The organism is Serratia sp. CC22-02, from assembly GCF_900182895.1.
Lineage (GTDB): Bacteria > Pseudomonadota > Gammaproteobacteria > Enterobacterales > Enterobacteriaceae > Serratia > Serratia nevei.
On sequence record NZ_FXUD01000001.1, the window covers coordinates 323,241 to 349,434 of the forward strand.

Sequence of the window (26,194 nt, forward strand, 5' to 3'; positions counted from 1 at the left end):
GGGGTCATTTGGCCTTGCCGTCGCTCTTTTTCAGCGTGTCTTTCAACTGGCCGATCAGCTGGCTGCGGAAATCGCCAAGCTTCGGCTTTTCCCCTTCCAGCCACGGCAGCGGGCGGCACAGTTCCATCGCCTTGATGCCCAGCCGTGCGGTCAACAACCCGGCGCCGATGCCCTGCGCCGCGCGCGCCGACAGCCGCGCCGCCAGATCCTGCGACATCCAGTCCATGCCCACTTCGCGCACCAGCTCGGAAGCGCCGGCGAAAGCGATGTTCAACACCACCAGCCGGAACAGACGAATGCGGCTGAAGTAGCCCAGCTCGATGCCGTACAGCGCGGCGATGCGGTTGATCAAACGGATGTTGCGCCAGGCGATAAACGCCATATCCACCAGCGCCAACGGGCTGACGGCGATCATCAGCGTCGACTCGGCGGCGGAGCGGCTGATTTCGCGCCGCGCCTGGTTATCGAGCACCGGCTGCACCAGTTTGGCGTACAGCTCCACCACTTCACGATCGTTCTGCGTTTCATGCAGCGACGCCTGCCAGCGCTGTAGCGCCGGATGCCCCTGATCCAGCCCGGCCTGACGCGCCAGCTTCTCGCAGAATTCGCGCCCTTGCCCCAGCCCGTGGCTATGCAACAGCTCGCGCGCCACGTCGCGCTCTTCCGCGCGCTGGCGCAGCCGATACAAACGCCGCCACTCGGTGACCACCGAACCGACGCCGGCGAACACGATAAGGCCGCCGGCCACGCCGCCGCCCATGGCGATCCAGTCCTGCTGCACCCAGGCGGTATGCACCCACTGCACGCCCTGCGCCACCACGCTGACGCCGAACAGCGCCAGGCCGGCGGTGACCATTTTGCGCCACAGGCTGCGTTTAGGTTTCAGCGCGGCATTGATGATGCCTTCGGCGCGCCCTTCTTCCTCTTCCTGCTGCAGCTCCGGCGCCGCCGGGAAAAAGCTTTCTGCCTGTTCGGCATCGAAAGCGACGCCGGCGCGCAACGCCGGCTCCTGCGGCGGCTGCAGCGGCTCGTCAAAATCGATACGCGGTTTGATCGGCTCGCTCATCGCAATTTGTCTCCCAATAAAAACTCCATCACCGCATCCAGACGAATGTGCGGCAACGGGGTGTCCACGCTCATGGCGCGCGGACGGAACTCATCGAAGTGGAACCCCTGGCTCTGCCAGAACGCCGGCCCCGGCAGGCGGGCGGGCACTTCGCCGGGGAACACCGTCAGCGGCGCGCCGTCGCTCAGGCGGTTGCCCTTCAGCGCCGGAATGCGTTGCCCCTGATGATCGACGATGCCGCTCTCGGTCGCCTGCACCGAGGCCAGGCCGACGCAATCCATGCTGATGCCCTCGAACGCCGCGTTCTGCCACGCCTCTTGCACCAGCTGTTGCAGCAGCGACACCAGATTGGCGTGCTGATCGGCGGTGATATGGTCCGCCTTGGTGGCGGCGAACATCAGTTTGTCGATGGTCGGCGAGAACAAGCGGCGAAACAGCGTGCGCTTGCCGTAATGGAAGCTCTGCATCAGTTGGGTCAACGCCAGACGCATGTCGTTGAACGCCTGCGGGCCGCTGTTGAGCGGCTGCAGGCAGTCGACCAGCACGATTTGCCGATCGAAACGGACGAAGTGTTCTTTGTAGAAGTTTTTGACGATCGACTGGCAGTAGTAGTTGAAGCGAGCGCGCAACATGCCGATGTTGGTGTGTTTGTCGGCCTGCGCCAGCTTCGATTCGCCGATCGCGGCCACATCGGGCCATGGGAAAAACTGCAGCGCCGGCGCGCCGGCCATATCGCCCGGCAGCACGAAACGCCCCGGTTGAATGAAGTGCAGCCCTTCGCTTTTGCAGCGTAGCAGGTAATCGGTGTAGGCCTGAGCGATCGCCGCCAGGCGGTTTTCATCGGCCGGGGCCAGCGGATCGCAGGCCTTGCACAGCTCAAGCCAGGGCTTGGCCCATTCGGCGCGTTCGCCCTGCAGCAGCCCGGTCATCTGGCGCGACCAGGCCAGGTAGTCCTGCTCGAGCATCGGCAGATCCAGCAACCATTCGCCGGGATAATCGACGATCTCCAGGTACAGCGTGGAGGTGTCTTTAAAGTGGCGCAGCAGCGAGTCGTTGGAGCGGTAACGCAGCGCCAGACGAATTTCGCTGACGCCGCGCGTCGGCGTCGGCCAGGCCGGCGGCGTGCCGTACAGCTGCGCCAGCCCTTCGTCATAGGTGAAACGCTGGATGCCGAGATCGCGCTGCGGGATGCGTTTGACGCCCAGCAGGCGCTCTTCACGCACCGGTGAAAACAGCGGCATGCGCGCGCCGCTGTGCACATGCAACAGTTGGTTGACGAAGGCGGTGATAAAGGCGGTTTTGCCGCTGCGGCTCAGGCCGGTCACCGCCAGGCGCAGATGGCGATCCATTCCGCGGTTGACCAGCGAGGTTAACTCATTTTGCAGTCGTTTCATTGCTCTCCTTGACGTAACGCCCGAATGCCTTGTTCAGGCCTTTACGGAACAGCGGTTCCAGCACCAGCGCCAGCACGAAGCGCACCGGTTTGCGGCCGACGGTCTTCAACAGCCAGCCGGCGGCGCCCGCCGGGCCATAGTTCAATAACGCTATGATGATGACTTTAGCCAATGTCTTCAACATTGCCGCCGCTCCTCGTTTAAATCCACCCGTTTTGGCGGTGTTCGCGACATCGATTTTATTCATGACAATGCCCTCCGGCACAAGACGATTAAGGTTACATTCACGGGATAACGGCGGCGAAGATACCCGGCCTGTGCAGGCCGGGTATCGCAAGAAGGGTTACAGCTTGCGGAAACGGCTCTGTACGCCGAAGGTATCGGACGTCACGTAGCGCTCGACCTGACGCAGCTGCTGCTCGCCGCTGCCCAGCTCATACTCCAGCTGATCGAGCAGCTGGCGCGGCGTCTTCTGATGCTCGCCTTCGAAACGGCTGGCCGGCGCTTCATCCAACACGAACACCAGCGCGATATAGGCCACCAGCGTGAAGAAGAACAGCCCGAAGAACAGCGACAGCACCACCATCACGCGGATCAGGCGCACCGGCACGTCGAAATAGTGGGCCAAACCGGCGCAGACGCCTTTCACCATGCCTTCTTCGGGAACGCGATAAAGCTTTTTACTGCCCAGCGTCGTGCTCATCAGGACTGTCTCCAGTTCGGGTGTTCCGTATCGAGGATCTCTTCCAACGCCTGAATGCGTTCACGCATGCGTTTGGCGTCTTCCGCCAGCTGCGCCAGGCGCTGCATTTCTTGCTGACTCAGCTGGATGCCGGTCTGTTGCCGATTGCTGTAATGCAGCCAAAGCCAAATCGGCGCGACAAACAGCACGAAAATTGTCAGCGGAATGGCAAGTAATAAAGCACTCATTGTTATTCCTTCTTATCGGGTCCTGGATAGGCGGCCACCTCCGGCGTGTGGCCGCGGTTCGCCTTACTCTGAGCGGTTCATTTTGGCTTTCAGCGCCGCCAGTTGCTCACTGATGGCGTCGTCGGCCTTCAGTTCGGCAAACTCTTGGTCCAGCGACTTCTTTTTACCGATGCTGATGCTTTCCGCCTCGGCTTCCATGTGGTCGATACGGCGCTCGAACTGTTCGAAACGCGCCATCGCCTCATCCAGCTTGCCGCTGTCGAGCTGGCGGCGCACGTCACGGGAAGAAGACGCGGCCTGATGACGCAGCGCCAGCGCCTGCTGCCGCGCGCGGGTTTCGGTCAGCTTGTTTTCCAGCTCGCCGATTTCGCTCTTCATGCGCGCCAGCGTTTCTTCTACTGTAGCCACTTCCTGCGTCAGCGTGGCGATCAGATCGGCCACCTTTTGTTTTTCGATCAGCGCCGCACGGGCCAGATCTTCTTTATCTTTGCGCAGCGCCAGTTCGGCTTTTTCCTGCCAGTCGCTTATCTGGTTTTCACCCTGCTCGATGCGACGCAGCAGCTGCTTTTTCTCCGCCAGCGCGCGCGCCGACGTAGAGCGAACTTCAACCAGCGTGTCTTCCATCTCTTGGATCATCAACCGCACCAGCTTCTGCGGATCTTCCGCCTTGTCCAGCAGGGTGTTGATGTTGGCGTTCACGATGTCGGCAAAACGAGAAAAAATACCCATAATTCACTTCCTCTTGGTTCTGATGGCGTCTGAAGCGCCGCGTTAAGTCGTACAGCTTGCCCAAAGATATAATCAAAACCCGTGCCAACTTTTATATAATTGAAAAATAACGAATATTATTTTTTGACTCTCTGCGCGCTTGCTGTAGAGTGATTATTTTCACCAAATATTGGCGAATTTCATCATGAACGAACAGCCAGAGAATTTGTTGGGCGAGGCAAACGCCTTTGTCGAAGTCTTGGAGCAAGTCTCCCAGGTCGCCAAGCTGAACAAGCCGGTGCTTGTGATCGGCGAGCGCGGCACCGGCAAGGAGCTGATCGCTCACCGTCTGCACTACCTCTCCAACCGCTGGCAAGGGCCCTTCATCTCGCTTAACTGCGCGGCGCTGAATGAAAACCTGCTGGATTCCGAGCTGTTCGGCCATGAGGCCGGCGCGTTTACCGGCGCGCAAAAGCGCCATCTGGGGCGCTTCGAGCGCGCCGACGGCGGCACGCTGTTTCTCGATGAGCTGGCGACCGCGCCGATGCTGGTGCAGGAGAAATTGCTGCGGGTGATCGAATACGGCCAGCTGGAGCGCGTGGGCGGCAGCCAGCCGCTGCGGGTGGATGTGCGCCTGGTGTGCGCCACCAACGACGATCTGCCGGCGCTGGCGGCGGCGGGCAAGTTCCGCGCCGATCTGCTGGATCGGCTGGCGTTCGACGTGGTGCAGCTGCCGCCGCTGCGCCAACGGCGGCCCGATATCATGCTGTTGGCCGAGCATTTCGCCATTCAAATGTGCCGCGAGCTGGCGCTGCCGCTGTTTCCCGGCTTTACCGAGCATGCCAGGCGAACGTTGCTCGAGTATGGCTGGCCGGGCAACGTGCGCGAACTGAAAAACGTGGTGGAACGCTCGGTTTATCGCCACGGCGACAGCGACAGCCCGCTGGACGACATCGTCATCAACCCGTTTGCACCACGCGAGGCCACGCCGGTCGCGCCCGTTCCTGAAGACGCCGGCGCGTTACCGCCGCTGCCGCTGGATTTGAAACACTGGCAGCTCGAGCAGGAGAAGGCATTGATCGAAGCGGCGCTGCAGCAGGGGCGCTTCAATCAGCGCAAGGCGGCGCAGCTGCTGGGGCTCACCTATCACCAGCTGCGCGGCATGCTGAAAAAGCATGCGCTGCTACAAAACGGCGAAGCGGACGAGGAATAACAACGTGGAGATGGGGTGCCGGTCTTTCCCGGCCGTCAGCTATTAACCCCAGGTTGAGAGATGTGGCCTGAGAACAGCCGCCTGGAGATGTCGGTCTTTCCCGACGGTCACTTCACTGCGCGGGGATGTCCCGCCGATGAATCACCTTCTTGCAAGATCACTGCGGTATTTTTCCTGCCCGGTAAATGACGCCGAGCGACAACGCGACGCAGACCAGAAAGGCATAACGCAGACCGAAAGTTTCGGATAAGAACCCGATTAACGGCGGCCCGATTAGCGTGCCCAGAAAGCCGATGGTCAGCACCGCCGCGATGGCGGCGCTTGGTGCCATGGAAGAAGACCTTGCAGCCGCCCCCGCAACCAGCGGAATTATGGCGCAAATACCCAGGCCAACCAGGAAAAAACCGATTATCGATGTCACCAACCCCGGTAACCAGGTCGTTAGCGTCATGCCGATGAACGCCAGCATACCGCCCCACTGTAACGTTCTTCTCACTCCTATCCGATCAACGAACCGGTTCAACATGAGCCGACCGATCGTCATGGCCGCCATAAATACCGTAAAACCCAGGCCGATGTATTTTCGATCGACCGAGACGACATCCTGAAAATAAACGACGCTCCAGTCGTACATGATGCCCTCACAAGCCATCGAACAGAAAACGATCAGGCCATAGTTGAACAACGATCGGTCAGGAATGGCAAAAGCACGCCCGGTCTGTTCCAGCTCCGGTTTGTCGAACAACGCACGCCGGCACAGCAAGGCGGACATCAACGCCACCGCCGCTATTCCCACAAAGTGCAGCGGCAAGGCGACATCCCGGCCGATCATTAATGCCCCGATCCCTGCGCCGACAAACCCGGCCACGCCCCATATGCCGTGAAAGAAGGGCAACCTGGTTTTACCGCTGACCGCCTCGGCGATGCTGGCCTGCATATTGTTCGAGACATTGACCGCGCTATAAGCGAACCCGGAGAAAAACAGCAACGCCGCCAGTTGAGGGACCGTCGCGGCGAAGGGCACCAGAAGCAAAAGCATGGCGTTGATCAGTATGGCCGCGACGCCGACCACCCTGCTGCCAAGTTTGGCGATCGCCCATCCCGATATCGGCAGAGACAAGACCACCCCGGCCGACATGGCGAACAGTACGCTGCCAAATACGCCGTCAGACAACGCAAGCCCTCCTTTGATCGTCGCCATCCTTGAACTCAAACTACCGAAACACAGCCCAAGCATGAAAAACATGCTGGATATCGCCAAGTTTTTTTCTTTCATCATCGACATCATGGGCGCCCCCTTATCCGATTAGCGGCCTGGTCAGGCGAAAGCATCAATGCCGGTCAGCGATGCCGAAAGCGCCCACAAACGCTGCGCCTGTTCCGGGTCGATCGCGTATTCCTTCACGCCGACCAGCGCCTGGCTGTCGTGCGGGGCGATGCCGGCAATATCACCATCCTCGCAGTAAAGGCCCCCCAAACCTTGCAATTGCGGTGAAGTGGCGGCCCACACCTGAGTAGCGGCCCCCTGCTGAGGCGTTTTAAGAGCGTCGGGATCGGCCGGATTGCCGTCTTCGTCCATCCAGCCCAGGGCTATCATCTCTGCTCTCGATATGTGCCGCTGCAGCGGCGTGGCAATACTGCCAGGATGAAGGCTAAATGCGCGGATCCCCCGCGAGCGGCCCAGAAGATCCAACCTGACGGCGAACAGGGCATTCGCCGTCTTCGACTGACCGTACGCCAGCCACTTGTCGTAACCGCGTTCGAACTGCACATCTTCCCAACGGATCGCCGAATGGTGATGCCCGGCGGAGGAGACGGTGACCACCCGCCCTCCATCGGCAATGGCCGGCCACAGCAAGTTGGTCAGCGCATAGTGGCCGAGGTGGTTGGTGGCGAACTGCCTTTCCCAACCTTGCCCCACCCGCGCCTGCGGGCATGCCATCACTCCGGCGTTGTTGATGACAATATCCGCCCGTAGGCTCGATGCGGAAAAGTCAGCGGCGAAGCGGCGCACGCTGTTCAAATCGGCGAGATCGAGTTCGGCGATCTCGACGCCGGCGCTCTGTCCTAACACCTCTTTGGCTGCCGCCGGTGCCCGGCAAGCAACGATGACACGTGCGCCGGCACCGGCCAGCGCCAGCGTCGTCTCCAGACCGAGACCTGAATGACCACCGGTGACGATAGCCTGCGAGCCTGACAGATCCAGGCCTGCGAGCACCTCGCCGGCGGTCGTTTTGGGCCCAAATCCTGACTTGATGGGGGTTTGTTGGGTAATCACAGGCATTCTCCTCACGGTTAACAGTGACCGGCCAAACGCAGCCAGCGCGTCGATGAGAAGAAGTATGAAATTCCGTCACGTGACTGTGAATGCATGAAACCCCGAACTTCTGTCGAGATCGTCCAGGTTACGCGGCGCAAAGAGAAGAGAAGTGGATCATGGCGGCTCGCCAAGCGAGGTTTCCGGTCTTAGACAGGCAAAAAAAAAGCCAGCACCCGAGCTGGCTTAAAAAACACTGGAAGCAATGTGAGCAATGTCGTGCCTTCCACATCAGAGCCGCAAACTGTGGCCTTCCGTGAACTGCCAGGCGATGATAATAGTTATCAGTATCGTCTGTAAAGCACTTTGTTGAGAATTTTTCTCATTACCACACGAAGATTGCGCAATTACCACTCAGGGAACGGGTCTGCCATGTCCAGCCAATAGCCCACGCCGGCGGCCATTTCATCGTCGCTCAGCAGGCAGTCGTCCAGCATACGCACGATCGTCGCCTGCTGCAAATGCTGGCCGATAAACACCAGTTCCTGGCGCATATCGCCGAACGGCTCCACCCATTTTTCCTGAATGTGCGCCCGCGCTTCGGGATCCTGCGGCCAATTATCTTGCGGAATGGCGCGCCAAAAGGTGCCCGCGAGGCCGTAGTGGGCGATGCCCCCTGCCTGGCTCCACTGCCCGGCCTGCCGCGGCCGCGTCGCCAGCCAGAAAAAGCCTTTCGAGCGCAGCAACTTGCCGCCGCCCCAATCGCCGTTGATCACGCGGTAAAACTTGTCCGGCGCAAACGGCCGCCGCGCCTGGTAGACGAAGCTGCTGATGCCGTAGTTTTCCGTTTCCGGCACGTGTTCGCCGCGCAGCTCTTTCAGCCAGCCGGGCGCCTGCTGCGCCTTTTCAAAGCTGAAGCTGCCGGTATTCAGCACCGCCTCCAGCGGCAGTTTGCCCGGCGCGATCGGCACAATGCGGGCATCGGGGTTCAGGCTGGCCAGCAGCGCCATCACTTCGCCCTGCTGGGCTGGCGTCAACAGATCGGTCTTGCTGACCAGGATCACGTCGCAGAACTCAATTTGCTCAATCAATAGATCCGCCACGCTGCGCAGATCGTCCTCGCCCAGGCTTTGGCCGGCCTCCTGCAGGCTTTGCGCCTGCTGGTACTGCTGGATGAAATTCACCCCGTCGACCACCGTCACCAGGGTATCCAGCCGGGCGAACTGCGACAGGCTTTCGCCCTTTTCGTCCTCAAAGGTAAAGGTTTCCGCCACCGGCAGCGGCTCGGAGATGCCGCTCGATTCGATCAGCAGGTAATCGAAACGCCCGTCCTGCGCCAGCTCACGCACCGATACCAGCAGGTCTTCGCGCAGCGTGCAGCAAATGCAGCCGTTGCTCATCTCCACCAGCTTCTCTTCCTGGCGATCAAGATGCACGGCATTTTCCACCAGCGCGGCGTCGATGTTCACCTCACTCATATCGTTGACGATCACCGCCACGCGCATGCCCTGCCGGTTGTTCAGAATGTGGTTCAGCACCGTGGTTTTGCCGGCGCCGAGAAAGCCGGAAAGCACGGTCACGGGAAGTTGTTTCATGGGAGCCTCATTAAAATTCATTGCGTAATGCCTGGTAACCGCGCACCAGCTCGACGTTGGTGGCGGCCACTTCTTCCGAAAACTGCAGCGCGCCGCGATCGACCTGGCGATAGCGCGACAGGTCGCTGTCCGGCCCTACGCGCTCGGTCGAGGGGATATAGCGGTTTTCCGGCAGCGTCACGCCGTCCACCACCGCGTTGTAACGCACCACGCAGCCGGACTGGATGTGGCAGTTGAACAGCACGCTGTTGAAACCGATAAACACCCGATCGTCGATGCGACACGGACCGTGGACGATGGCGCGGTGGGCAATCGAGCTGTAACGGCCAATGGTGACCGCCGCCCCGCTCTTGGAGTGGATCACCACGCCGTCCTGAATATTGGAGTGCGAGCCGATGACGATCGGCTCCATGTCGCCGGCGGCGTTCAATTCGTCGGCGCGGATCACCGCATAAGGGCCGACGTAGACGAAATCTTCGACGATCACCCGGCCGCAAATAATGGCGGTGGGGTCGATGTAGGCCAGCGGCGAGACCTGCGGCAGATGGCCGCTGGGATTTTTACGCAGCATGATTTTCTCCCCGCCAGCTCAGCTCCGCCACCGCATTGTGGGCATGCAGGCTCTCCTGATGCTCGACGCGCAGCGAGAAGGCGCGGTAATCGCACTGGCTGCGCAGCATGCGATACAGACGGCGCGCCGCATCTTCGCAAAACATCAGGTTCTGACCGTTGGCCAGCGCGAAGGCCTGCTCGTCACGGCGTTTCACCAGCGTTTGTACCGGCGTGCCCAGCGCGTGTTCGATGCGGTCGATCAATTTCACCGGTTCGAACGCCCGTTCATTCTCGGGCGTCACGGTGACCCAGGCCCAGCTGCGCTGGCTGTGAGGGGTGGCCGGCATTCCCTGCTCCAACAGCCACTCGCTCACCTGGCGTTGGCTGACCCGCTCCGCCACCTGTTCAAAATCAAACTGAAACTGTTGCTGCGCCAACTGACGGCTGAGCGCCGCCGAACTCGGGCAGGTAGAGGAGTAAGGCACACCGACGGTCAGCGCCAGCGTCAGCGTGTTCGTCAGGGTCGCCTCGATGCGCAGCGGGTAAGCCTTCCAGCCGCGCTGCGGCGACAGCAACGCCGGGCGAGACAACAGCAGCTCGCCGCCGATCGCCAGTTTGGCGCGATCGCTGTGTTCCGGCTGCGAATCCAGAAAGGCCTGCAGCGTTCGGCCGATGCGCTGCGGCGTCAGCTCGCCCTGCGTCAATTCATCCAGCGCCAGATACAGGCGCGACATGTGAATACCGCGTTCGCCCGCCGCTTCGGCGCGCAGGTTGATGCCGGCGTCGACTTTGGCCATCAGTGGCTTGCCGGCCAGCTCCAGCGGCAGTGCGATCCCTTGCATCCCGACCCAATCGAGCCCGACATCACTCATTTCGCCGCGCCATGCCTGAGCGTCCGGCAGCGAACGGCGTGGTGGAAGTGCAACTTCGTTCATACATCCCCTTGCGTTATTGTGACTTTGCCGGGGAACGGTATCATGATTTTGTTATGTTATAACATATCAAATAAGATTTTTTTCACGCCGTTGGGCGACCTGATTAATCAAGTAGCAGAAAACTCAGCGATTTTGCTCAATGGATTGGGCTGCCGGTCAGAGTGCGATACACTAACGCTATTGCTGATTAACCCATGAGCCTCTATGCGTGGTTTACCCCTTTGGATAGTGTCGTTGTGCTTTACCGGCTCCGCCTTGGCCGCGACAACACCGCCCGCGCCCGCCGCGGCGCCGCTGCCGGACATTCGCCAGAGCGGCTTTGTCTATTGCGTCAGCGGCATACTGAATACCTTTAACCCGCAAATGGCCAGCAGCGGCCTGACGGTGGATACCCTGGCCGCCCAGCTGTACGATCGTCTGCTGGATGTCGATCCCTACACCTACCGGCTGATCCCCGAGCTGGCGCAAAGCTGGGAAGTGTTGGACAACGGCGCCACCTACCGCTTCCATCTGCGCAAGGACGTGCCGTTCCAGACCACCGCCTGGTTCACGCCCACCCGCAAGATGAACGCCGACGATGTGGTGTTCAGCTTCGCGCGCGTATTTGACCAAAAGCACCCGTATCACGACGTCAACGGCGGCGAATACCCCTATTTCGACAGCCTGCAGTTCGGCGATTCGGTGCAGAACGTGAGAAAGCTCGACGACTACACGGTGGAGATCCGCCTGCAGTCGCCGGACGCCTCGTTCCTGTGGCACCTGGCGACCCACTACGCGCCGGTGCTGTCCGCCGAATACGCCGACACGCTGACGCGCGAAGGCCACCAGGAGCTGATCGACCGCGAGCCGGTCGGCAGCGGCCCGTTCCTGCTCAATGAATACCGCTCGGGGCAATATATTCGCCTGGCGCGCAACGCCGCCTACTGGAAAGGCCTGCCGCGCATGCCGCAGGTGGTGATCGATCTGGGCGCAGGCGGCACCGGCCGCCTCTCCAAGCTGCTGACCGGCGAATGCGACGTGCTGGCCTATCCGGCGGCCAGCCAGCTGTCTATCCTGCGCGACGATCCGCGCCTGCGCCTGACGCTGCGCCCGGGGATGAATATCGCCTACCTGGCGTTCAACACCCGCAAACCGCCGCTCGACAACCTCAACGTGCGCCAGGCGATCTCGCTGGCGATCAACAACCAGCGGTTGATGCAGTCGATCTATTACGGCACGGCGGAAACCGCCGCCTCAATCCTGCCGCGCGCCTCCTGGGCCTATGACAACGACGCGCACGTCACCGAGTACGATCCGGCCAAATCGCGCGAGATGCTGCGGCAGGCCGGCGTCGGCCAGCTGAACCTGAAGCTGTGGGTGCCGACCGCCTCGCAATCTTACAACCCGAGCCCGCTGAAAACCGCCGAGCTGATCCAGGCCGATCTCGGCCAGGTGGGCATCAACGTCACCATCGTGCCGGTAGAGGGGCGCTTCCAGGAGGCGCGCCTGATGGAGATGAACCACGATCTGACCCTGACCGGCTGGGCCACCGACAGCAACGACCCGGACAGCTTCTTCCGGCCGCTGCTGAGCTGCGCGGCAATCCGTTCGCAAACCAACTATGCTCACTGGTGTGACCCGGGCTTCGACGAGGTGTTGCAGAACGCGCTGTTGTCGCAGCAGCTGTCTCAGCGCATCGACAACTACCGCAAGGCGCAGAAGATCCTCGAGCAGCAACTGCCGGTGCTGCCGCTGGCCTCTTCCCTGCGGCTGCAGGCCTACCGCTACGACATCAAGGGATTGGTGCTGAGCCCGTTCGGCAACGCCTCGTTCGCCGGGGTGTACCGTGAATCCGCGCCGGAGGTGAAAAAGTGATTATCTTTACCCTGCGCCGCATTCTGCTGCTGCTGATCACGCTGTTCTTCCTGACGCTGGTCAGCTTCAGCCTGAGCTATTTCACGCCGCGCGCGCCGCTGAACGGCGCCGCCCTGCTGGACGCCTATCAGTTCTACTTCGTCAGCCTGCTGCACTGGGACTTCGGCGTCTCCAGCATCAACGGCCAGGCGATCAGCGAACAGCTGCGCGAAGTGTTCCCGGCTACCATGGAACTGTGCCTGCTGGCCTTCGCCCTGGCGCTGTTTATCGGCATTCCGCTGGGCATCATCGCCGGCGTGCTGCGCGGCAAATGGCAGGACACCGCCATCAGCACCTTCGCGCTGCTGGGCTTTTCGATGCCGGTGTTCTGGCTGGCACTGCTGCTGATGCTGTTCTTCTCGCTGCACCTGGGCTGGCTGCCGGTTTCCGGCCGTTTCGACCTGCTGTATCAGGTGAAGCCGATCACCGGGTTCGCGCTGATTGACGCCTGGCTGTCGGACTCGCCGTACCGCGCCGAGATGATCGGCAGCGCCCTGCGCCACATGATCCTGCCGATCGCCGCGCTGGCGGTGGCGCCCACCACCGAAGTGGTGCGCCTGATGCGCATCAGCACCGACGACGTGCTGAGCCAAAACTACATCAAGGCCGCCGCCACCCGCGGCCTGTCGCGCTTCACCATCATTCGCCGCCACGTGTTGCACAATGCGCTGCCGCCGATCGTGCCCAAGCTGGGGCTGCAGTTCTCCACCATGCTCACGCTCGCGATGATCACCGAAGTGGTGTTCAGCTGGCCGGGCCTCGGCCGGTGGCTGATCAACGCCATTCGCCAGCAGGACTATGCGGCGATCTCCGCCGGCGTCATGGTGGTCGGCACGCTGGTGATCACCATTAACGTCCTGGCCGACATTCTGGGTGCGGCAACCAACCCGCTGAAACATAAGGAATGGTATGCCCTTCGATAACGTATACCGCGAGAAAAAGATGCCGAGCCCGCTGCGCTACACCTGGCGGATTTTCTACGGCGACGCGCTGGCGATGATCGGTTTTTACGGCGTGATCGCCCTGCTGCTGCTGTCGCTGTTCGGTAGCCTGCTGGCGCCCTACGCGCTGGATCAGCAGTTCCTCGGTTATCAGCTGCTGCCGCCTTCCTGGTCGCGCTACGGCAACGTGTCGTTCTTTCTCGGCACCGACGATCTCGGGCGCGACATCCTCAGCCGGCTACTGACCGGCACTGCCGCCACCTTCGGCTCGGCGCTGGCGGTGACGCTGGCCGCGGCGTTCTGCGGGGTGATCCTCGGCGTGTTCGCCGGCGTCACTCACGGGCTGCGCTCGGCGGTGCTCAACCACATTCTCGATACCCTGCTGTCCATTCCCTCGCTGCTGCTGGCGATCGTGGTGGTGGCGTTTATCGGCCCTAAACTTGAACACGCCATGCTGGCGGTATGGCTCGCCTTGCTGCCGCGCATGGTGCGCACCATCTACAGCGCGGTGCACGACGAGCTGGATAAAGAATACGTGGTGGCGGCGCGGCTCGACGGCGCTTCCACGCTGCAGATCCTGTGGTACGCAGTGATGCCGAACATTGCGGCGGTGCTGGTGACCGAGTTCACCCGCGCGCTGTCGATGGCCATTTTGGATATCGCCGCGCTCGGCTTCCTCGATCTCGGCGCGCAGCTGCCTTCGCCGGAATGGGGAGCGATGCTCGGCGATTCGCTCGAGCTGGTGTACGTCGCGCCCTGGACGGTGATGCTGCCCGGCGCGGCCATCCTCGTCAGCGTGCTGCTGGTTAACCTGTTAGGCGACGGTATGCGCCGCGCAATCAATGCCGGGGTGGAATAATGCCGTTACTCGATATCCGCAATCTAACGATTGAATTTATGACCGCCGAAGGGCCGGTCAAGGCGGTCGATCGCGTCAGCATGACGCTGACCGAGGGCGAGGTGCGCGGCCTGGTGGGCGAATCGGGTTCCGGCAAGAGCCTGATCGCCAAAGCCATCTGCGGCGTAACCAAAGACAACTGGCGCGTCACCGCCGACCGTTTCCGCTTCGACGACATCGATCTGCTGCAGCTGAGCCCGCGCGAGCGGCGCAGGCTGGTGGGCCACAACGTCTCGATGATTTTCCAGGAGCCGCAGTCCTGTCTGGATCCTTCCGAGAGCATCGGCCGCCAGCTGGCGCAGGCCATTCCGGGCTGGACCTACAAGGGCCGCTGGTGGCAGCGCTTCAACTGGCGCAAACGCCGCGCCATCGAACTGCTGCACCGCGTCGGCATCAAGGATCACGACGACATCATGGGCAGCTTCCCGTACGAGCTGACCGAAGGCGAGTGCCAGAAAGTGATGATCGCCATCGCGCTGGCCAACCAGCCGCGCCTGCTGATCGCCGATGAGCCGACCAACGCCATGGAGCCAACCACCCAGGCGCAGATTTTCCGCCTGTTGGCGCGCCTCAACCAGAACAACAACACCACCATTTTGCTGATCAGCCACGATTTGCAGATGATGAGCAAGTGGGCCGACCGGGTGAACGTGCTGTACTGCGGGCAAACGGTGGAAAGCGCCCAGTGCGAAGAGCTGCTGGCGGCGCCGCACCACCCTTACACCCAGGCGCTGATCCGCGCTATGCCGGACTTCGGCCGCTCGCTGCCGCACAAGAGCCGGTTGAACACGCTGCCGGGTGCCATTCCTTCGCTGGAACACCTGCCGATCGGCTGCCGTCTGGGGCCGCGCTGCCCTTACGCACAGAAGAAGTGCATCGAAACACCACGCCTGCGCCCGGTCAAAAACCACTTCTTCGCCTGCCACTTCCCGCTGAACATGGAGGAGCAATAACATGGAAACGCTGTTGGAAGTGCGCAACCTGAGCAAAACCTACCGCTACCGCACCGGGCTGTTCCGCCGCCAGCACGTCGAGGCGGTGAAATCGGTCAGCTTTACCCTGCGCGAAGGCCAGACGCTGGCGGTAATCGGCGAGAACGGCTCCGGCAAATCCACGCTGGCGAAGATGCTCTCCGGCATGGTGGAACCGACCGCCGGCGAACTGCTGATCGACGATCATCCGCTGGAATTCGGCGATTATCGCTATCGCAGCCAGCGCATTCGCATGATTTTTCAGGATCCGAGCACCTCGCTCAATCCGCGCCAGCGCATCGGCCAGCTGCTGGACGCGCCGCTGCGGCTGAACACCAGTCTGGAACCCGCCGAGCGCGAGCAGCGCATCAACCAGACATTACGCCAGGTCGGCATGCTGCCGGATCACGCCTACTACTATCCGCACATGCTGGCTTCCGGGCAGAAACAGCGCGTCGCGCTGGCGCGTGCGCTGATCCTGCAGCCGAAAGTGATCGTCGCCGATGAGGCGCTGGCCTCGCTGGACATGTCGATGCGCTCGCAAATCATCAACCTGATGCTTGAGCTGCAGGAAAAACATGGTATTTCCTATATCTATGTCACCCAGCACCTCGGCATGATGAAGCATATCAGCGACCAGGTGCTGGTGATGCACGAAGGGGAAATCGTCGAGCGCGGCAGCACCGCCGAGGTATTGGCGGCGCCGCTGCACGAATTGACCAAGCGACTTATCGCCAGCCACTTCGGCGAGGCGCTGACCGCCGACGCCTGGCGACGCGACGGCGGGCGTTTCTGAGCCACGGCTGTACATGCAAACCCGCTGCGGCGGGTTTTTTATTGCCGCGCGTGCCTGCCGCTTAGCGAGAAAGCGCACATACAAATTACATTCTTGTTATATATCCTTATATTTTATTCCTTTCAGTTATTGATTAGTCCGTAACATTATTTTATCTCGCCAGGGCGATCGGTGAGGATATCCCCTACGTTGAGCCTCTCATACGACAGGATATCGCACTGATGAACAGCCTTCGCCATCGCCGCCTCACGCAGTTTCTGCTCACGCTGGCCGCCGGTTTCTCTGTTTACGGCCACGCGCTGTGCTGCGATGAGCTGCGCTAAATCTGCCTTTCGCCCCGCCTGCGGGCATGTTGACTCTTTGTCCAGCCGCCGCTGCCGCACGCACCGGTGGCTGTTGCTCATGATTAAGGATTGACCCTATGGAACGACTCCGTCGACAACATAATGCCCAGTGGTATCACGAAACCCAAAGCAGCGTGCGGGGCGATGCGCCGCTGGAGCCGCAGGCGGCTACCCTGCGCGATCGTTTTCTGCTGGGGTTGGGCGCCTTCGCCGATGAAGCGTTAAACGCTGCGCTCGGCGCCCGCGCCGGGGTATTCAACGCCTCGCAGGCCGGTTACCACGCCCTGTTTCCCGACCAGGTGTCGCTATCACGACACGTGACATTGTCACCCTATGATCGCCTCAGCACCGCGCTGACCGTCGCTCAGGTGACCGGCGTGCAGTCGCTCTGTAGCCACTACGCCGCCCGCCTCGCCCCGCTGCACAGCCCGGACGCCTCCCGGGAAAGCAATATCCGCCTCGCCCAGATCACCCAATACGCCCGCCAGCTCGCCAGCCAGCCCACGCTGATTTGCCGCAGAGCGCTGCAGCAGCTTGGCGACGTCGGGCTGAGCCCGGCGGATATCGTCACCTTTTCGCAGGTCATCGGTTTTGTCAGCTACCAAGCGCGCGTGGTGGCGGGCGTAGCGGCGTTGGCCGGCCGACCGGCGGTGGTGGTGCCCGGTTTCCCAAACGTCGAAGACGCCGATGGCGTCGCTTTCAGTGCCGAAGAGTTAAGCTGGACTGCGCGACTGCCGCCAATCGACACGGAAGCCGCCGCCGCCGAACAGCTTGACGTGCTGGATCAGAGCCACCCGCAGGCGCGCGCCGAATCTTATTACCTGCTGCTGGCGCACGATGCCGCCGCACTGCGTGAGCGCAACGGCGTGTTTAACGGCATCAATGCCGAAGGGTGCGGGTTGTCGAGCCGATTGAAAGCGCTGGCGACGCTGGCGGTCTCGCGCATCAACGGCAGCCGCTACTGCGCGGCTACGGTGGCGCATGAATTGCAGGATGACGGATTGGTACAGGCGCTGTTCGCCGGGCTGCCTCAGGGATTGGCATCTACCGAGGACACGGTCAAACGCGCGGTGATCCACACCGCCGCCGAGCTGACGCGCGCACCGGAGAAATTCACCCCGCAGAGCGTGCAGCCGTTGTTCAACAGCGGTCTGAATCAGGCACAGGCGCTGGAAGTGATCCTCACCGCCGCGCTCTACGCCTGGGAAAATCGCCTGCGCCAAACGCTGGGCGATGCCGAATCTTTCATCGCCGCCGACTGAAGACCGCTACGCGGCCTGATTACCGGCCGCAATACGCCGCGTTTTAGACATTCTGCTGACGCAGCCACTCGCTGGCGGCGTCGAAGAATTTTTGCGCCAACGGCGTGGCGCGCTCTGCCATATCGACCACCACCGCCGCATGACGCGGCATGGCGCCGATGGCCACCGGACGGCGCTGCAACGCCGGCATCAGCGGCGATTGCAGCTGGCCGCGCGGAAACAACCCGCAGCCCAGGCCGACGAAAATCCCCTCCAGCAGTTGGAAGATCGAGGCGGTCTCCAGCCGCGTGTGCAACGTCAACCCGGCGTCGCGGAAGTGTTGATCGAGATAGCGGCGGAAATAACGCGTCGGCTCGGCCAGGCACAGCGGCAAAGCGGCAACCGCCTCCAGCGGCAACGGCGTATCGCCCACCAGCTTCGGAAAGTGTTGCGGATGAAATACCAGCTCGACGCCGGTTTCCACCAGCGGTTGCGATTGGAAGTGCAGCTCCTTTAAGGTCGACAGCTCGAAAAAGCCGATGCCGATGTCAACGGTATGCGCCGTCAGCGCCTCCAGCAGCTGATCGGCGCTCAGCACCGCCAGCCGGTAATCGAGATGCGGGTAACGCTCGCTGACCGCCTTGAGCATTTCCGATACCGAGATACTGCACTGCGGCACCACGCCAAGGCGCAGCGTGCCGTGCAAGCCGTGCTTGAGCGACTCCACCTCCAGCTTCAGCCCCTGGTAAACCGAGACGATCTCACGGGCCCACGCCAGCACCCGCTCGCCTTCGGCGGTAAAACCGCCGAAATGGTTGCCGCGGTTAATCAGCGAAACGCCCAGCTCTTTTTCCAGATTTTTCAATCGCATGGATAGCGTCGGCTGGCTAACGAAGCTGGCCTCCGCCGCCCGGCCGAAGTGACGTTCTCGTTCTAAATTACACAAATAAATCAGTTGTTTAATATCCATAGCGCGGCTCAATGATCGGCATTCGCACCAGTATACCACCGGGCACCTTCGTCCGCCCGGCGAGTCAGAGCTTCAGCTTCACGTAATCCACCAGGCGCGAGAACACGCCGCCCTGCGGCACCGCCTGCAGCGCCACCAGCGGCAAGGTTTTCACCACCTGGCCATTGTCGCTGATGCGGATCTCGCCAACGGTCTGCCCTTTGCCAATCGGCGCTTCCAGCCGTGCGGCATTGATCACGTACTGCGCCTTCAGCTTGTCCGCCTCGCTTTTCGGCAGGCTGAGCGACTGCTCTTGCGCGCTACCGACCGGTAACCGGTGATTCTCGCCGTACCAGACCGGCTCTTCCCCCAGACTCTGGCCGGCGCTGAACAGGTGTACGGTGGCAAAGTCGCGCAGCCCCCAAGTCAACAGCTTACGCGCCTGCTCCTCACGCCCTTTAGCGCTTTTGCCGCCCATCACCACGGCGATCAGGCGGCGATCCCCTTCGGTGGCGGAGGCGATGATGTTGAAGCCGGCCGAGGCGGTGTGCCCGGTTTTCAGCCCATCGACGTGCAGCGTCTTATCCCACAGCAGGCCATTGCGGTTCTGCTGCGTGATACCATTCCAGGTCAGCGACTTCTCGCTGTACATATGGTATTCCGCCGGTTCACTCATGATGATGGCGCGCGCAATCACCGCCAGATCGCCGGCGGTGGTGAACTGCCCCGGCGCATCCAGCCCGTGTACCGTTTCGAAATGGGTGTTCTGCAGGCCCAGCTGCGCGCTCTTCTCGTTCATCAGCTTGACGAAGTTGGCCTGACTGCCCGCCACATAATCCGCCATCGCTACGCAGGCGTCGTTGCCGGAATCGATGATGATACCGCGGCTGAGATCGCGAACCGTGACCCTGTCACCTGGCTTCAGGAACATCAACGAAGATCCTTTGAACACCGGGTTGCCCTGCGCCCAGGCGTCTTTCCCCACGGTGACGACATCGTCGAGGCCAATCTTGTGCTGATCGAGCGCGTGGTCGATCACCAACCCGGTCATGAGTTTGGTCAGGCTGGCCGGGTTGCGCCGTTCGTCGGCATTGCCGGCGGCCAACACCTGGCCGGTGGTGTAATCCATCAAAACGTAAGAGGCGGCGTCTATCGCCGGCGGGGTCATGGTAGGAAAATTGGGCGTCGTTTCCGCCGCCTGCGCCGCTAAAGGCAGCAATATGCCGCCGATTACCACTGATACTGAACGCTTCACGCTGTGTTCCTCAGGCCCGCAGGCTGAATAAAATGCCAATATAATCCGCGAGATAGACTGCATGAATTCACTTTCAGACGAAACCATTACTCTTTTGCAGCGGGTGTCTTTATGCAACCATTTGTTTACGGCACCGCCCGCCGGCGATAGATGCGCTCTATGCCGCCATTGCCCCATTCGATTAGACGCCACCCCGCAGCGCCCCTAAACTTGTGACATAAATACGCAAGACGCATAAAAAAGCGTTTACTTTTTAGCTACAACCACCTGCGAAGTGTCACCATGAAATTCAAACCGTCAATCAAGCCTTATACCGGCCCGGCGGGCGGCTGGGGTTCGCTTGAAGCCACCACCCGCTTTGTCCTCGACAGTAAACAAACGCTAAAAAACATGCGCAACCTGATGCGCGTCAACAAAGCTCGCGGCTTCGACTGCCCCGGTTGTGCCTGGGGCGACGACAATCACAGCACCTTCAGCTTCTGCGAAAACGGCGCCAAAGCGGTCAGTTGGGAAGCGACGCGCAGCGCCGTGGAGCCTGAGTTCTTCGCCGCCCACAGCGTCAGCACGCTGCAGCAGCAGAGCGACTATTTCCTCGAGTATCAGGGTCGCCTCACCCATCCGATGCGCTACAACGCCGAAACCGACCACTATGAACCTATCCATTGGCCGGACGCGCTGGCGCTGATCGCCAAACACATCAACGGCATGGACAACCCGAACCAGATCGAGCTGTATACCTCGGGCCGCGCCAGCAACGAAGCGTCATACCTTTATCAGCTGTTCGGCCGCATGCTCGGCACCAGCAATTTCCCCGACTGCTCCAATATGTGCCACGAGGCGAGCGGCGTCGGGCTGAAGCAGAGCATCGGCGTCGGCAAAGGCACCATCCGCATCGATGACTTCGAAAAGGCCGACGCCATCTTCGTGTTTGGCCAAAACCCCGGCACCAACCACCCGCGCATGCTGCACAGCCTGAAGAACGCCGCCCGACGCGGCGCGCGCATCGTCAGCTTCAACACCCTGCGCGAGCGCGGGCTGGAAAGGTTCGCCGATCCGCAGGATCCGGTACAGATGCTGACGCCAAAATCCTCGCCGATCAGCTCTTCCTATTACCAGCCGAATCTGGGCGGCGATATGGCGGCGGTGCGCGGCATGGTGAAAGCCCTGCTGGAAACCCACCGTCAGCGTTTAGCCTCCGGCGAGCCCGCCCTGTTCGACCTGGCGTTTATCGAACGGCACAGCGTCGGCGTGGAGGCTTACCTGGCGCAGGTAGACGCCACCGAGTGGCAGACCATTACCGCGCAGTCGGGCCTGAGCGAGGCGCAGCTGCGCCAGGCGGCGGCCACCTATCAGGGCGCCGAACGGGTGATCTGCACCTGGGCGATGGGCGTGACTCAGCATAAACACTCTATTGCGACGGTGCGTGAAATCACCAACCTGCAGCTGCTGTTCGGGCAGTTGGGCAAACCGGGCGCCGGCCTGTGCCCGGTACGCGGCCACAGCAACGTCCAGGGTAACCGCACCATGGGGATCGACGAGAAGTCGCCGAAGGCGCTGCTCGACAGCCTGGAGCGCCACTTTAACTTCACCGCCAATCGCGCGCTGGGCCACAACACGGTGGAAGCGATCGAAGCGATGCTGCGCGGCGAAGTGAAAGTGCTGATCGCGCTGGGCGGCAACCTGGCCGCCGCGGCGCCGGACACCGAACGCACCGCCCGCGCCCTGCGCAACTGCGATTTGACGGTGCATATCAGCACCAAGCTTAACCGCAGCCATCTGGTGACCGGTAAAGACGCGCTGATCCTGCCGACGCTCGGCCGCACCGAGCTGGACATGCAGGCCAGCGGCTCGCAGTACATTACGGTCGAGGATTCGTTCAGCATGGTCCACGCCTCGGAAGGCATCGGCAAGCCGCTGGCGGAGACCCAACGTTCGGAGACGGCGATCGTCTGCGGCATCGCCGACGCGGTGCTGGGCACCCAGCAGCTGGACTGGCTGGAATTGGCCGACGACTATTCGCTGATCCGCGATCACATCGCCGCTACCATTCCCGGCTTCGAAGATTTCAACCGGCGCTGCGACCAGCCCGGCGGTTTCTACCTCGGCAATGCCGCCGCCGAACTGCGCTTCGCCACGCCGAGCGGCAAGGCGGAATTCAGCGCCGCCGCGCTGCCGACCACCCTGTTCCCACAGCTGGGCAGCGAGAAAGCGCCGTTCACCCTGCAAACGCTGCGCTCGCACGATCAGTACAACACCACCATCTATGGTCTGGATGACCGCTACCGCGGCGTTTACGGTCAACGTGAAGTGTTGTTCATCCATCCGGAGGATCTGGCGGCGCTGGGCCTGCAGGATGGCGAACGGGTACAGATAGAAACCCTGTGGAACGACGGCGTGGTGCGCAAAGTGGACGGGTTCAAGCTGGTGAGTTACGACATTCCACGTGGCAACCTGGCGGCCTACTACCCGGAAACCAACCCGCTGGTGCCACTGGCCAGCTTCGGCGACGGTACCGGTACCCCGACCTCGAAGTCGATTCCGGTGGTGATCCGCCGCAGCGAACAGCAACCTTCGCTGCGCATCGCCTGAAAATGCGCGCCCGGTTCACGCCGGGTGCGCCAATATCCCCAGGATGGTCTGCAACTCGTCCGACAGCTGATGCCGTCGCCAGACGAAATACAGGTCGCTCAGCCCCTCTTCGCCCATTTCCACCACCTTCAGCCCCGGCGCCGGCAAGATCAGCGGCAGCAACGAACCGGGGACGCAGGCGACACCACAACCGGCCTGTACGCAGGCCGCCATCGCGGTATAAGACTCCATTTCCAGCGTCATGCGCGGTTTCAGCCCACGCGAGGCCAGCCAGTGATCCACCTTCAGACGAAACGAACATTCGCGGCTGAACGTGTAAAACTCCAGCGGCGCCAGCGTGGCGGCGTCGGGTTCCCCTGCATCGGCCGGCATCAACAATACCAGCCGTTCATCGAATGCCTTTTGGCTGGCGAGCAGCGGATGTTCAATCGGGCCGTCGGTGATCGCCAGGTCGAGATCGCTGTCGATCAGCATGCGTTCCAGCACCAGCGAGTCGCGGCTCAGCACGTTGATGTGCAGATGAGGCTGTAAACGGCGCAGCCGGGCAATGCGCGCCGGCAAATGGCTGACCAGCGAGAAATCCAGCGCCCCGAGGTTCAGCAGCCCACGCTGATGCTCGCCGGCGAACAGCTGCTTGCTGCGCTCCGCCTGCGCCACAATGTCGCGCGCCTGCTGATAGAACAGCCGCCCTTTGGGATTGACGTACAGCCGATTCTTGTCGCGGAAAAACAGTTCGCCGCCCAGCGACTCCTCTAGTTCGCGCAGCCGCAGCGTGACGTTGGAAGGCACGCAGTGCAGCTCGCGCGCGGCCGCGGCGATGGTTTTGTGCTCCACCACGGTACAGAAAAACTTCAGCTGGCTCAGCTTCATCTATCATTCACTTTTAGTTAGTGTTTTAGTTAAAAACAATCACTTTAGATTAGCATCGATTTCACCTACAGTCTGCCGACACCCTGAGGAGGATCTCTGATGCCACTGAATGATCTACTGACGCTGCCCGGCGTGGCGGCCCAACCGGACGCGGTAACCGACGGTTACGTGTTCAACCACACCATGATCCGCGTGAAGGATCTGACCAAAGCGCTGGATTTCTACACCCGCGTGCTGGGCTTTACCCCGGTCTATCTGGAAACGTTCGAAGAAGCCGCTTTTACCATCTGCTACCTGACACGCAGCCCGCGTGAACAGATACCGCAGGACGACGATGAGCGCAAACGCTGGGCGCTGAGCCAGCCGGGCATTCTCGAGCTGACCCATAACCACGGCACCGAAAATCAGGCCGATTTCCACTACCACAACGGCAACGGTGAGCCGCGCGGTTTTGGCCACCTGTGCGTCACGGTGCCGGACGTGCGCGCCGCCTGCGAGCGGTTTGAGCGCCTCGGCGTCACCTTCCAAAAGCGCCTGCATGAAGGCCGTATGAACTACGTGGCGTTCATTCGCGATCCGGACGATTACTGGATTGAAATCCTGCAGCCGACGCCGCTGCGGGACTGATCGCCACCCGCCCTCCACCCCGGCCTTCGCGCCGGGGTTTTCCATCGATAGCACTCCGATTGACCATTCTTGCGCAAAATCGCGTGGCAACGCGGGGTTCCGTGACGTTAGGCTTGCTCGCAGCGGGTGATTCGCGTAAAACTGTCAGCCGCAAATCTTGCCACTCACAACCCATTCACTGGACGATATGTTTCAAGATAACCCGCTGCTGGCGCAGCTTAAACAGCAACTTCACTCTCAGACCCCGCGCGTTGAAGGCGTAGTGAAAGGGACTGAGAAAGGCTTTGGCTTTCTTGAAGTAGACGGTCAAAAAAGTTACTTCATTCCGCCGCCGTACATGAAGAAAGTCATGCACGGGGATCGCATTATCGCCACCCTGCACACCGAGAAAGAGCGCGAAATCGCCGAGCCGGAAACCCTGGTCGAGCCGTTCCTGTCGCGCTTTGTCGGCCGCGTGCAAAAGCGCGACGACCGTCTGTCCATCGTGCCCGATCATCCGTTGCTGAAAGATGCGATTCCGTGCCGCCCGGTGCGTGAATTGACCCACAACTTCCAGGCCGGCGACTGGGCGGTGGCGGAAATGCGCCGTCACCCGCTGAAAGGCGATCGCAGCTTCAACGCCGATCTGACCCACTTTATCACCGAAGGTGAAGACCATTTCGCCCCGTGGTGGGTGACGCTGGCGCGTCACAACCTGGAGAAAGAGGCACCGGAGATGCAGGCTCTCAGCGAGCCGGCCGCTGCGCTGGTGCGTGAAGACCTGACCGCGCTCGAATTCGTCACCATCGACAGCGCCAGCACCGAAGACATGGACGATGCGCTGTATGTGACCGACAACGGCGACGGTTCGCTGCAGTTGACCATCGCCATCGCCGATCCGACCGCCTACGTCGAACAAGGCAGCAAGCTGGACGATATCGCCCGCGTGCGCGCCTTCACCAACTACCTGCCGGGCTTCAACATCCCGATGCTGCCGCGCGATCTGTCGGACAACCTGTGCTCGCTGCGCCCTAACGAGCGCCGCCAGGTGCTGGCTTGCCGCGTAACCATCGCCGCCGACGGCGCGCTGGGCGAGGATATTCAGTTCTTCGCCGCCGAGATCGAATCCAAAGCCAAGCTGGTATACGACGAAGTCTCCGACTGGCTGGAAGGCATTGCCGGCTGGCAGCCGCCGAGCGACGCCATCGCGCAACAAATCACCCTGCTGAAGCGCGTTTGCGACGCGCGCAACGCCTGGCGCCATCAGCATGCGCTGGTGTTCAAAGACCGCCCGGACTACCGCTTCGTGCTGGGTGAAAAAGGCGACGTGCTCGAGATCGTTACCGAGCAACGCCGCAGCGCCAACCGCATCGTTGAAGAGTGCATGATCGCCGCCAACGTCTGCGCCGCCATCGTGCTGCGCGATCGCCTGGGCTTCGGCGTGTACAACGTGCACACCGGTTTCGATCCTGCTCTGGTCGAGCAAGCGGTCACCGTATTGCAGGCCAACGGCGTGGAAGCCGAGGCCGAGAAGCTGCTGACCCTCGACGGTTTCTGCGAACTGCGCCGCCACCTGGATGCGCAGCCGACCCAGTTCCTCGACAGCCGCATCCGCCGCTTCCAGACCTTCGCCGAGATCAGCACCACGCCGGGGCCACACTTCGGTCTGGGTCTGGAGGCTTACGCCACCTGGACATCACCGATCCGTAAATACGGCGATATGGTCAACCATCGCTTGCTGAAGGCGATCATCAACCAGCAGCCGGCAGAAAAACCGCAGGATGACGTCACGGTGCAGCTGGCGGAACGCCGCCGCCTGAACCGCATGGCGGAGCGCGACGTCGGCGACTGGCTGTACGCCCGCTTCCTGCAGGACAAGGCCGGTACCGATACCCGCTTCAACGCCGAGATCATCGACGTGACCCGCGGCGGCCTGCGCGTGCGCCTGCTGGACAATGGTGCGGTTGCCTTCATCCCGGCACCGTTTATTCACGCGGTGCGCGACGAGATGCAGTGCAGCCAGGAAACCGGCACCGTGCAGATCAAGGGTGAAGTGGTTTACCGCCAGAGCGACACCTTGCAGGTCACCATCGCCGAAGTGCGCATGGAAACCCGCAGCGTGATCGCCCGTCCGGCGGCCTGAACGCCCGCCTGAAACGGCCGCAACGCAAAACGCCGACGGTGAAAACCG

The 26,194-nt window shown here is 61.6% G+C and carries 24 protein-coding genes; 10 read left to right on the forward strand and 14 right to left on the reverse strand.

Annotation, left to right across the window (positions count from 1 at the left end):
• Positions 1–4: 4 nt before the first annotated feature.
• From QOL81_RS01450 to pspA, 6 genes are all read right to left on the reverse strand, one after another.
• Positions 5–1,066 (reverse strand): YcjF family protein, encoded by a 1,062-nt coding sequence (locus QOL81_RS01450; RefSeq protein ID WP_180547284.1) that lies wholly within the window; start codon positions 1,064–1,066, stop codon positions 5–7.
• On the reverse strand, positions 1,063–2,460 hold the full coding sequence (locus QOL81_RS01455; RefSeq protein ID WP_033632929.1) for a YcjX family GTP-binding protein: 1,398 nt from the start codon (positions 2,458–2,460) through the stop codon (positions 1,063–1,065). Before QOL81_RS01455 ends, QOL81_RS01450 begins: the two co-directional genes overlap by 4 nt.
• The gene (pspD, locus tag QOL81_RS01460; RefSeq protein WP_072035771.1) at positions 2,441–2,707 is read right to left on the reverse strand and encodes a phage shock protein PspD; all 267 of its coding nucleotides are present in this window, start codon (positions 2,705–2,707) and stop codon (positions 2,441–2,443) included. Before pspD ends, QOL81_RS01455 begins: the two co-directional genes overlap by 20 nt.
• A 96-nt stretch (positions 2,708–2,803) precedes the next feature.
• Positions 2,804–3,163, reverse strand: a complete 360-nt coding sequence (gene pspC, locus QOL81_RS01465; protein ID WP_004930552.1) for an envelope stress response membrane protein PspC — start codon at positions 3,161–3,163, stop codon at positions 2,804–2,806.
• Positions 3,163–3,390, reverse strand: a complete 228-nt coding sequence (gene pspB / locus QOL81_RS01470) for an envelope stress response membrane protein PspB (protein WP_039565931.1) — start codon at positions 3,388–3,390, stop codon at positions 3,163–3,165. The genes pspC and pspB overlap by 1 nt, the downstream gene beginning before the upstream one ends.
• A gap of 63 nt (positions 3,391–3,453) precedes the next feature.
• On the reverse strand, positions 3,454–4,119 hold the full coding sequence (pspA, locus tag QOL81_RS01475) for a phage shock protein PspA (protein WP_049270855.1): 666 nt from the start codon (positions 4,117–4,119) through the stop codon (positions 3,454–3,456).
• Between the two features lie 184 nt (positions 4,120–4,303).
• Between pspA and pspF the strand changes: the two genes are divergently transcribed.
• The gene (gene pspF / locus QOL81_RS01480; RefSeq protein ID WP_060419675.1) at positions 4,304–5,311 is read left to right on the forward strand and encodes a phage shock protein operon transcriptional activator; all 1,008 of its coding nucleotides are present in this window, start codon (positions 4,304–4,306) and stop codon (positions 5,309–5,311) included.
• 157 nt (positions 5,312–5,468) lie between these two features.
• Here the strand turns inward: pspF and QOL81_RS01485 are convergent, their stop codons facing one another.
• The 5 genes from QOL81_RS01485 to folE2 form a co-directional block, all read right to left on the reverse strand.
• Positions 5,469–6,599 (reverse strand): MFS transporter, encoded by a 1,131-nt coding sequence (locus tag QOL81_RS01485; RefSeq protein WP_060418584.1) that lies wholly within the window; start codon positions 6,597–6,599, stop codon positions 5,469–5,471.
• A 30-nt stretch (positions 6,600–6,629) separates the two neighbouring features.
• Positions 6,630–7,589, reverse strand: a complete 960-nt coding sequence (locus tag QOL81_RS01490; protein WP_080480337.1) for an SDR family NAD(P)-dependent oxidoreductase — start codon at positions 7,587–7,589, stop codon at positions 6,630–6,632.
• A gap of 386 nt (positions 7,590–7,975) precedes the next feature.
• On the reverse strand, positions 7,976–9,163 hold the full coding sequence (gene zigA / locus QOL81_RS01495; protein WP_060418580.1) for a zinc metallochaperone GTPase ZigA: 1,188 nt from the start codon (positions 9,161–9,163) through the stop codon (positions 7,976–7,978).
• A 10-nt stretch (positions 9,164–9,173) separates the two neighbouring features.
• On the reverse strand, positions 9,174–9,734 hold the full coding sequence (locus QOL81_RS01500; RefSeq protein ID WP_025303003.1) for an LbetaH domain-containing protein: 561 nt from the start codon (positions 9,732–9,734) through the stop codon (positions 9,174–9,176).
• Positions 9,724–10,650 carry a GTP cyclohydrolase FolE2 gene (gene folE2 / locus QOL81_RS01505; RefSeq protein ID WP_070915153.1) on the reverse strand — a complete coding sequence of 309 codons (927 nt, stop codon included), beginning with the start codon at positions 10,648–10,650 and terminating at the stop codon, positions 9,724–9,726. Before folE2 ends, QOL81_RS01500 begins: the two co-directional genes overlap by 11 nt.
• Before the next feature lie 204 nt (positions 10,651–10,854).
• Here folE2 and sapA point away from each other — a divergent pair, with 204 nt between their 5' ends.
• The 6 genes from sapA to QOL81_RS01535 all read left to right on the forward strand — a co-directional run bounded on the left by sapA (position 10,855) and on the right by QOL81_RS01535 (position 17,755).
• Complete coding sequence (gene sapA, locus QOL81_RS01510) at positions 10,855–12,504, forward strand: ABC transporter substrate-binding protein SapA (RefSeq protein WP_070915151.1); 1,650 nt, start codon at positions 10,855–10,857, stop codon at positions 12,502–12,504.
• Positions 12,501–13,466: a putrescine export ABC transporter permease SapB gene (gene sapB / locus QOL81_RS01515; protein ID WP_004930575.1), complete on the forward strand. Its 966-nt coding sequence runs from the start codon at positions 12,501–12,503 to the stop codon at positions 13,464–13,466. Before sapA ends, sapB begins: the two co-directional genes overlap by 4 nt.
• Positions 13,453–14,343, forward strand: a complete 891-nt coding sequence (sapC, locus tag QOL81_RS01520; RefSeq protein ID WP_060418571.1) for a putrescine export ABC transporter permease SapC — start codon at positions 13,453–13,455, stop codon at positions 14,341–14,343. Before sapB ends, sapC begins: the two co-directional genes overlap by 14 nt.
• Entirely contained in the window at positions 14,343–15,335 is a 993-nt protein-coding gene (gene sapD / locus QOL81_RS01525) for a putrescine export ABC transporter ATP-binding protein SapD (RefSeq protein WP_019452674.1), read from the forward strand. The genes sapC and sapD overlap by 1 nt, the downstream gene beginning before the upstream one ends.
• 1 nt (position 15,336) lies before the next feature.
• Positions 15,337–16,149, forward strand: coding sequence for a putrescine export ABC transporter ATP-binding protein SapF (sapF, locus tag QOL81_RS01530; RefSeq protein WP_033648455.1), 813 nt, complete (start codon positions 15,337–15,339; stop codon positions 16,147–16,149).
• A gap of 421 nt (positions 16,150–16,570) precedes the next feature.
• The gene (locus QOL81_RS01535; RefSeq protein ID WP_070915149.1) at positions 16,571–17,755 is read left to right on the forward strand and encodes a CMD domain-containing protein; all 1,185 of its coding nucleotides are present in this window, start codon (positions 16,571–16,573) and stop codon (positions 17,753–17,755) included.
• A 43-nt stretch (positions 17,756–17,798) separates the two neighbouring features.
• Here the strand turns inward: QOL81_RS01535 and QOL81_RS01540 are convergent, their stop codons facing one another.
• Positions 17,799–18,704 (reverse strand): LysR family transcriptional regulator, encoded by a 906-nt coding sequence (locus QOL81_RS01540; protein ID WP_025303008.1) that lies wholly within the window; start codon positions 18,702–18,704, stop codon positions 17,799–17,801.
• 64 nt (positions 18,705–18,768) lie between these two features.
• Positions 18,769–19,938 carry a serine-type D-Ala-D-Ala carboxypeptidase DacD gene (gene dacD / locus QOL81_RS01545; protein WP_060430144.1) on the reverse strand — a complete coding sequence of 390 codons (1,170 nt, stop codon included), beginning with the start codon at positions 19,936–19,938 and terminating at the stop codon, positions 18,769–18,771.
• 282 nt (positions 19,939–20,220) lie between these two features.
• Between dacD and QOL81_RS01550 the strand changes: the two genes are divergently transcribed.
• Positions 20,221–22,527, forward strand: a complete 2,307-nt coding sequence (locus tag QOL81_RS01550) for an FdhF/YdeP family oxidoreductase (protein ID WP_060418562.1) — start codon at positions 20,221–20,223, stop codon at positions 22,525–22,527.
• Positions 22,528–22,542: 15 nt separating this feature from the next.
• Here the strand turns inward: QOL81_RS01550 and QOL81_RS01555 are convergent, their stop codons facing one another.
• Positions 22,543–23,397, reverse strand: a complete 855-nt coding sequence (locus QOL81_RS01555) for a LysR family transcriptional regulator (protein WP_060418559.1) — start codon at positions 23,395–23,397, stop codon at positions 22,543–22,545.
• Between the two features lie 99 nt (positions 23,398–23,496).
• On the opposite strand from QOL81_RS01555, the gene gloA reads away from it, so the two are divergent.
• Both gloA and QOL81_RS01565 read left to right on the forward strand, forming a co-directional pair.
• The gene (gloA, locus tag QOL81_RS01560) at positions 23,497–24,024 is read left to right on the forward strand and encodes a lactoylglutathione lyase (RefSeq protein ID WP_015378023.1); all 528 of its coding nucleotides are present in this window, start codon (positions 23,497–23,499) and stop codon (positions 24,022–24,024) included.
• A 187-nt stretch (positions 24,025–24,211) separates the two neighbouring features.
• Positions 24,212–26,146, forward strand: coding sequence for an exoribonuclease II (locus QOL81_RS01565; RefSeq protein WP_060418556.1), 1,935 nt, complete (start codon positions 24,212–24,214; stop codon positions 26,144–26,146).
• Positions 26,147–26,194 lie beyond the last annotated feature (48 nt).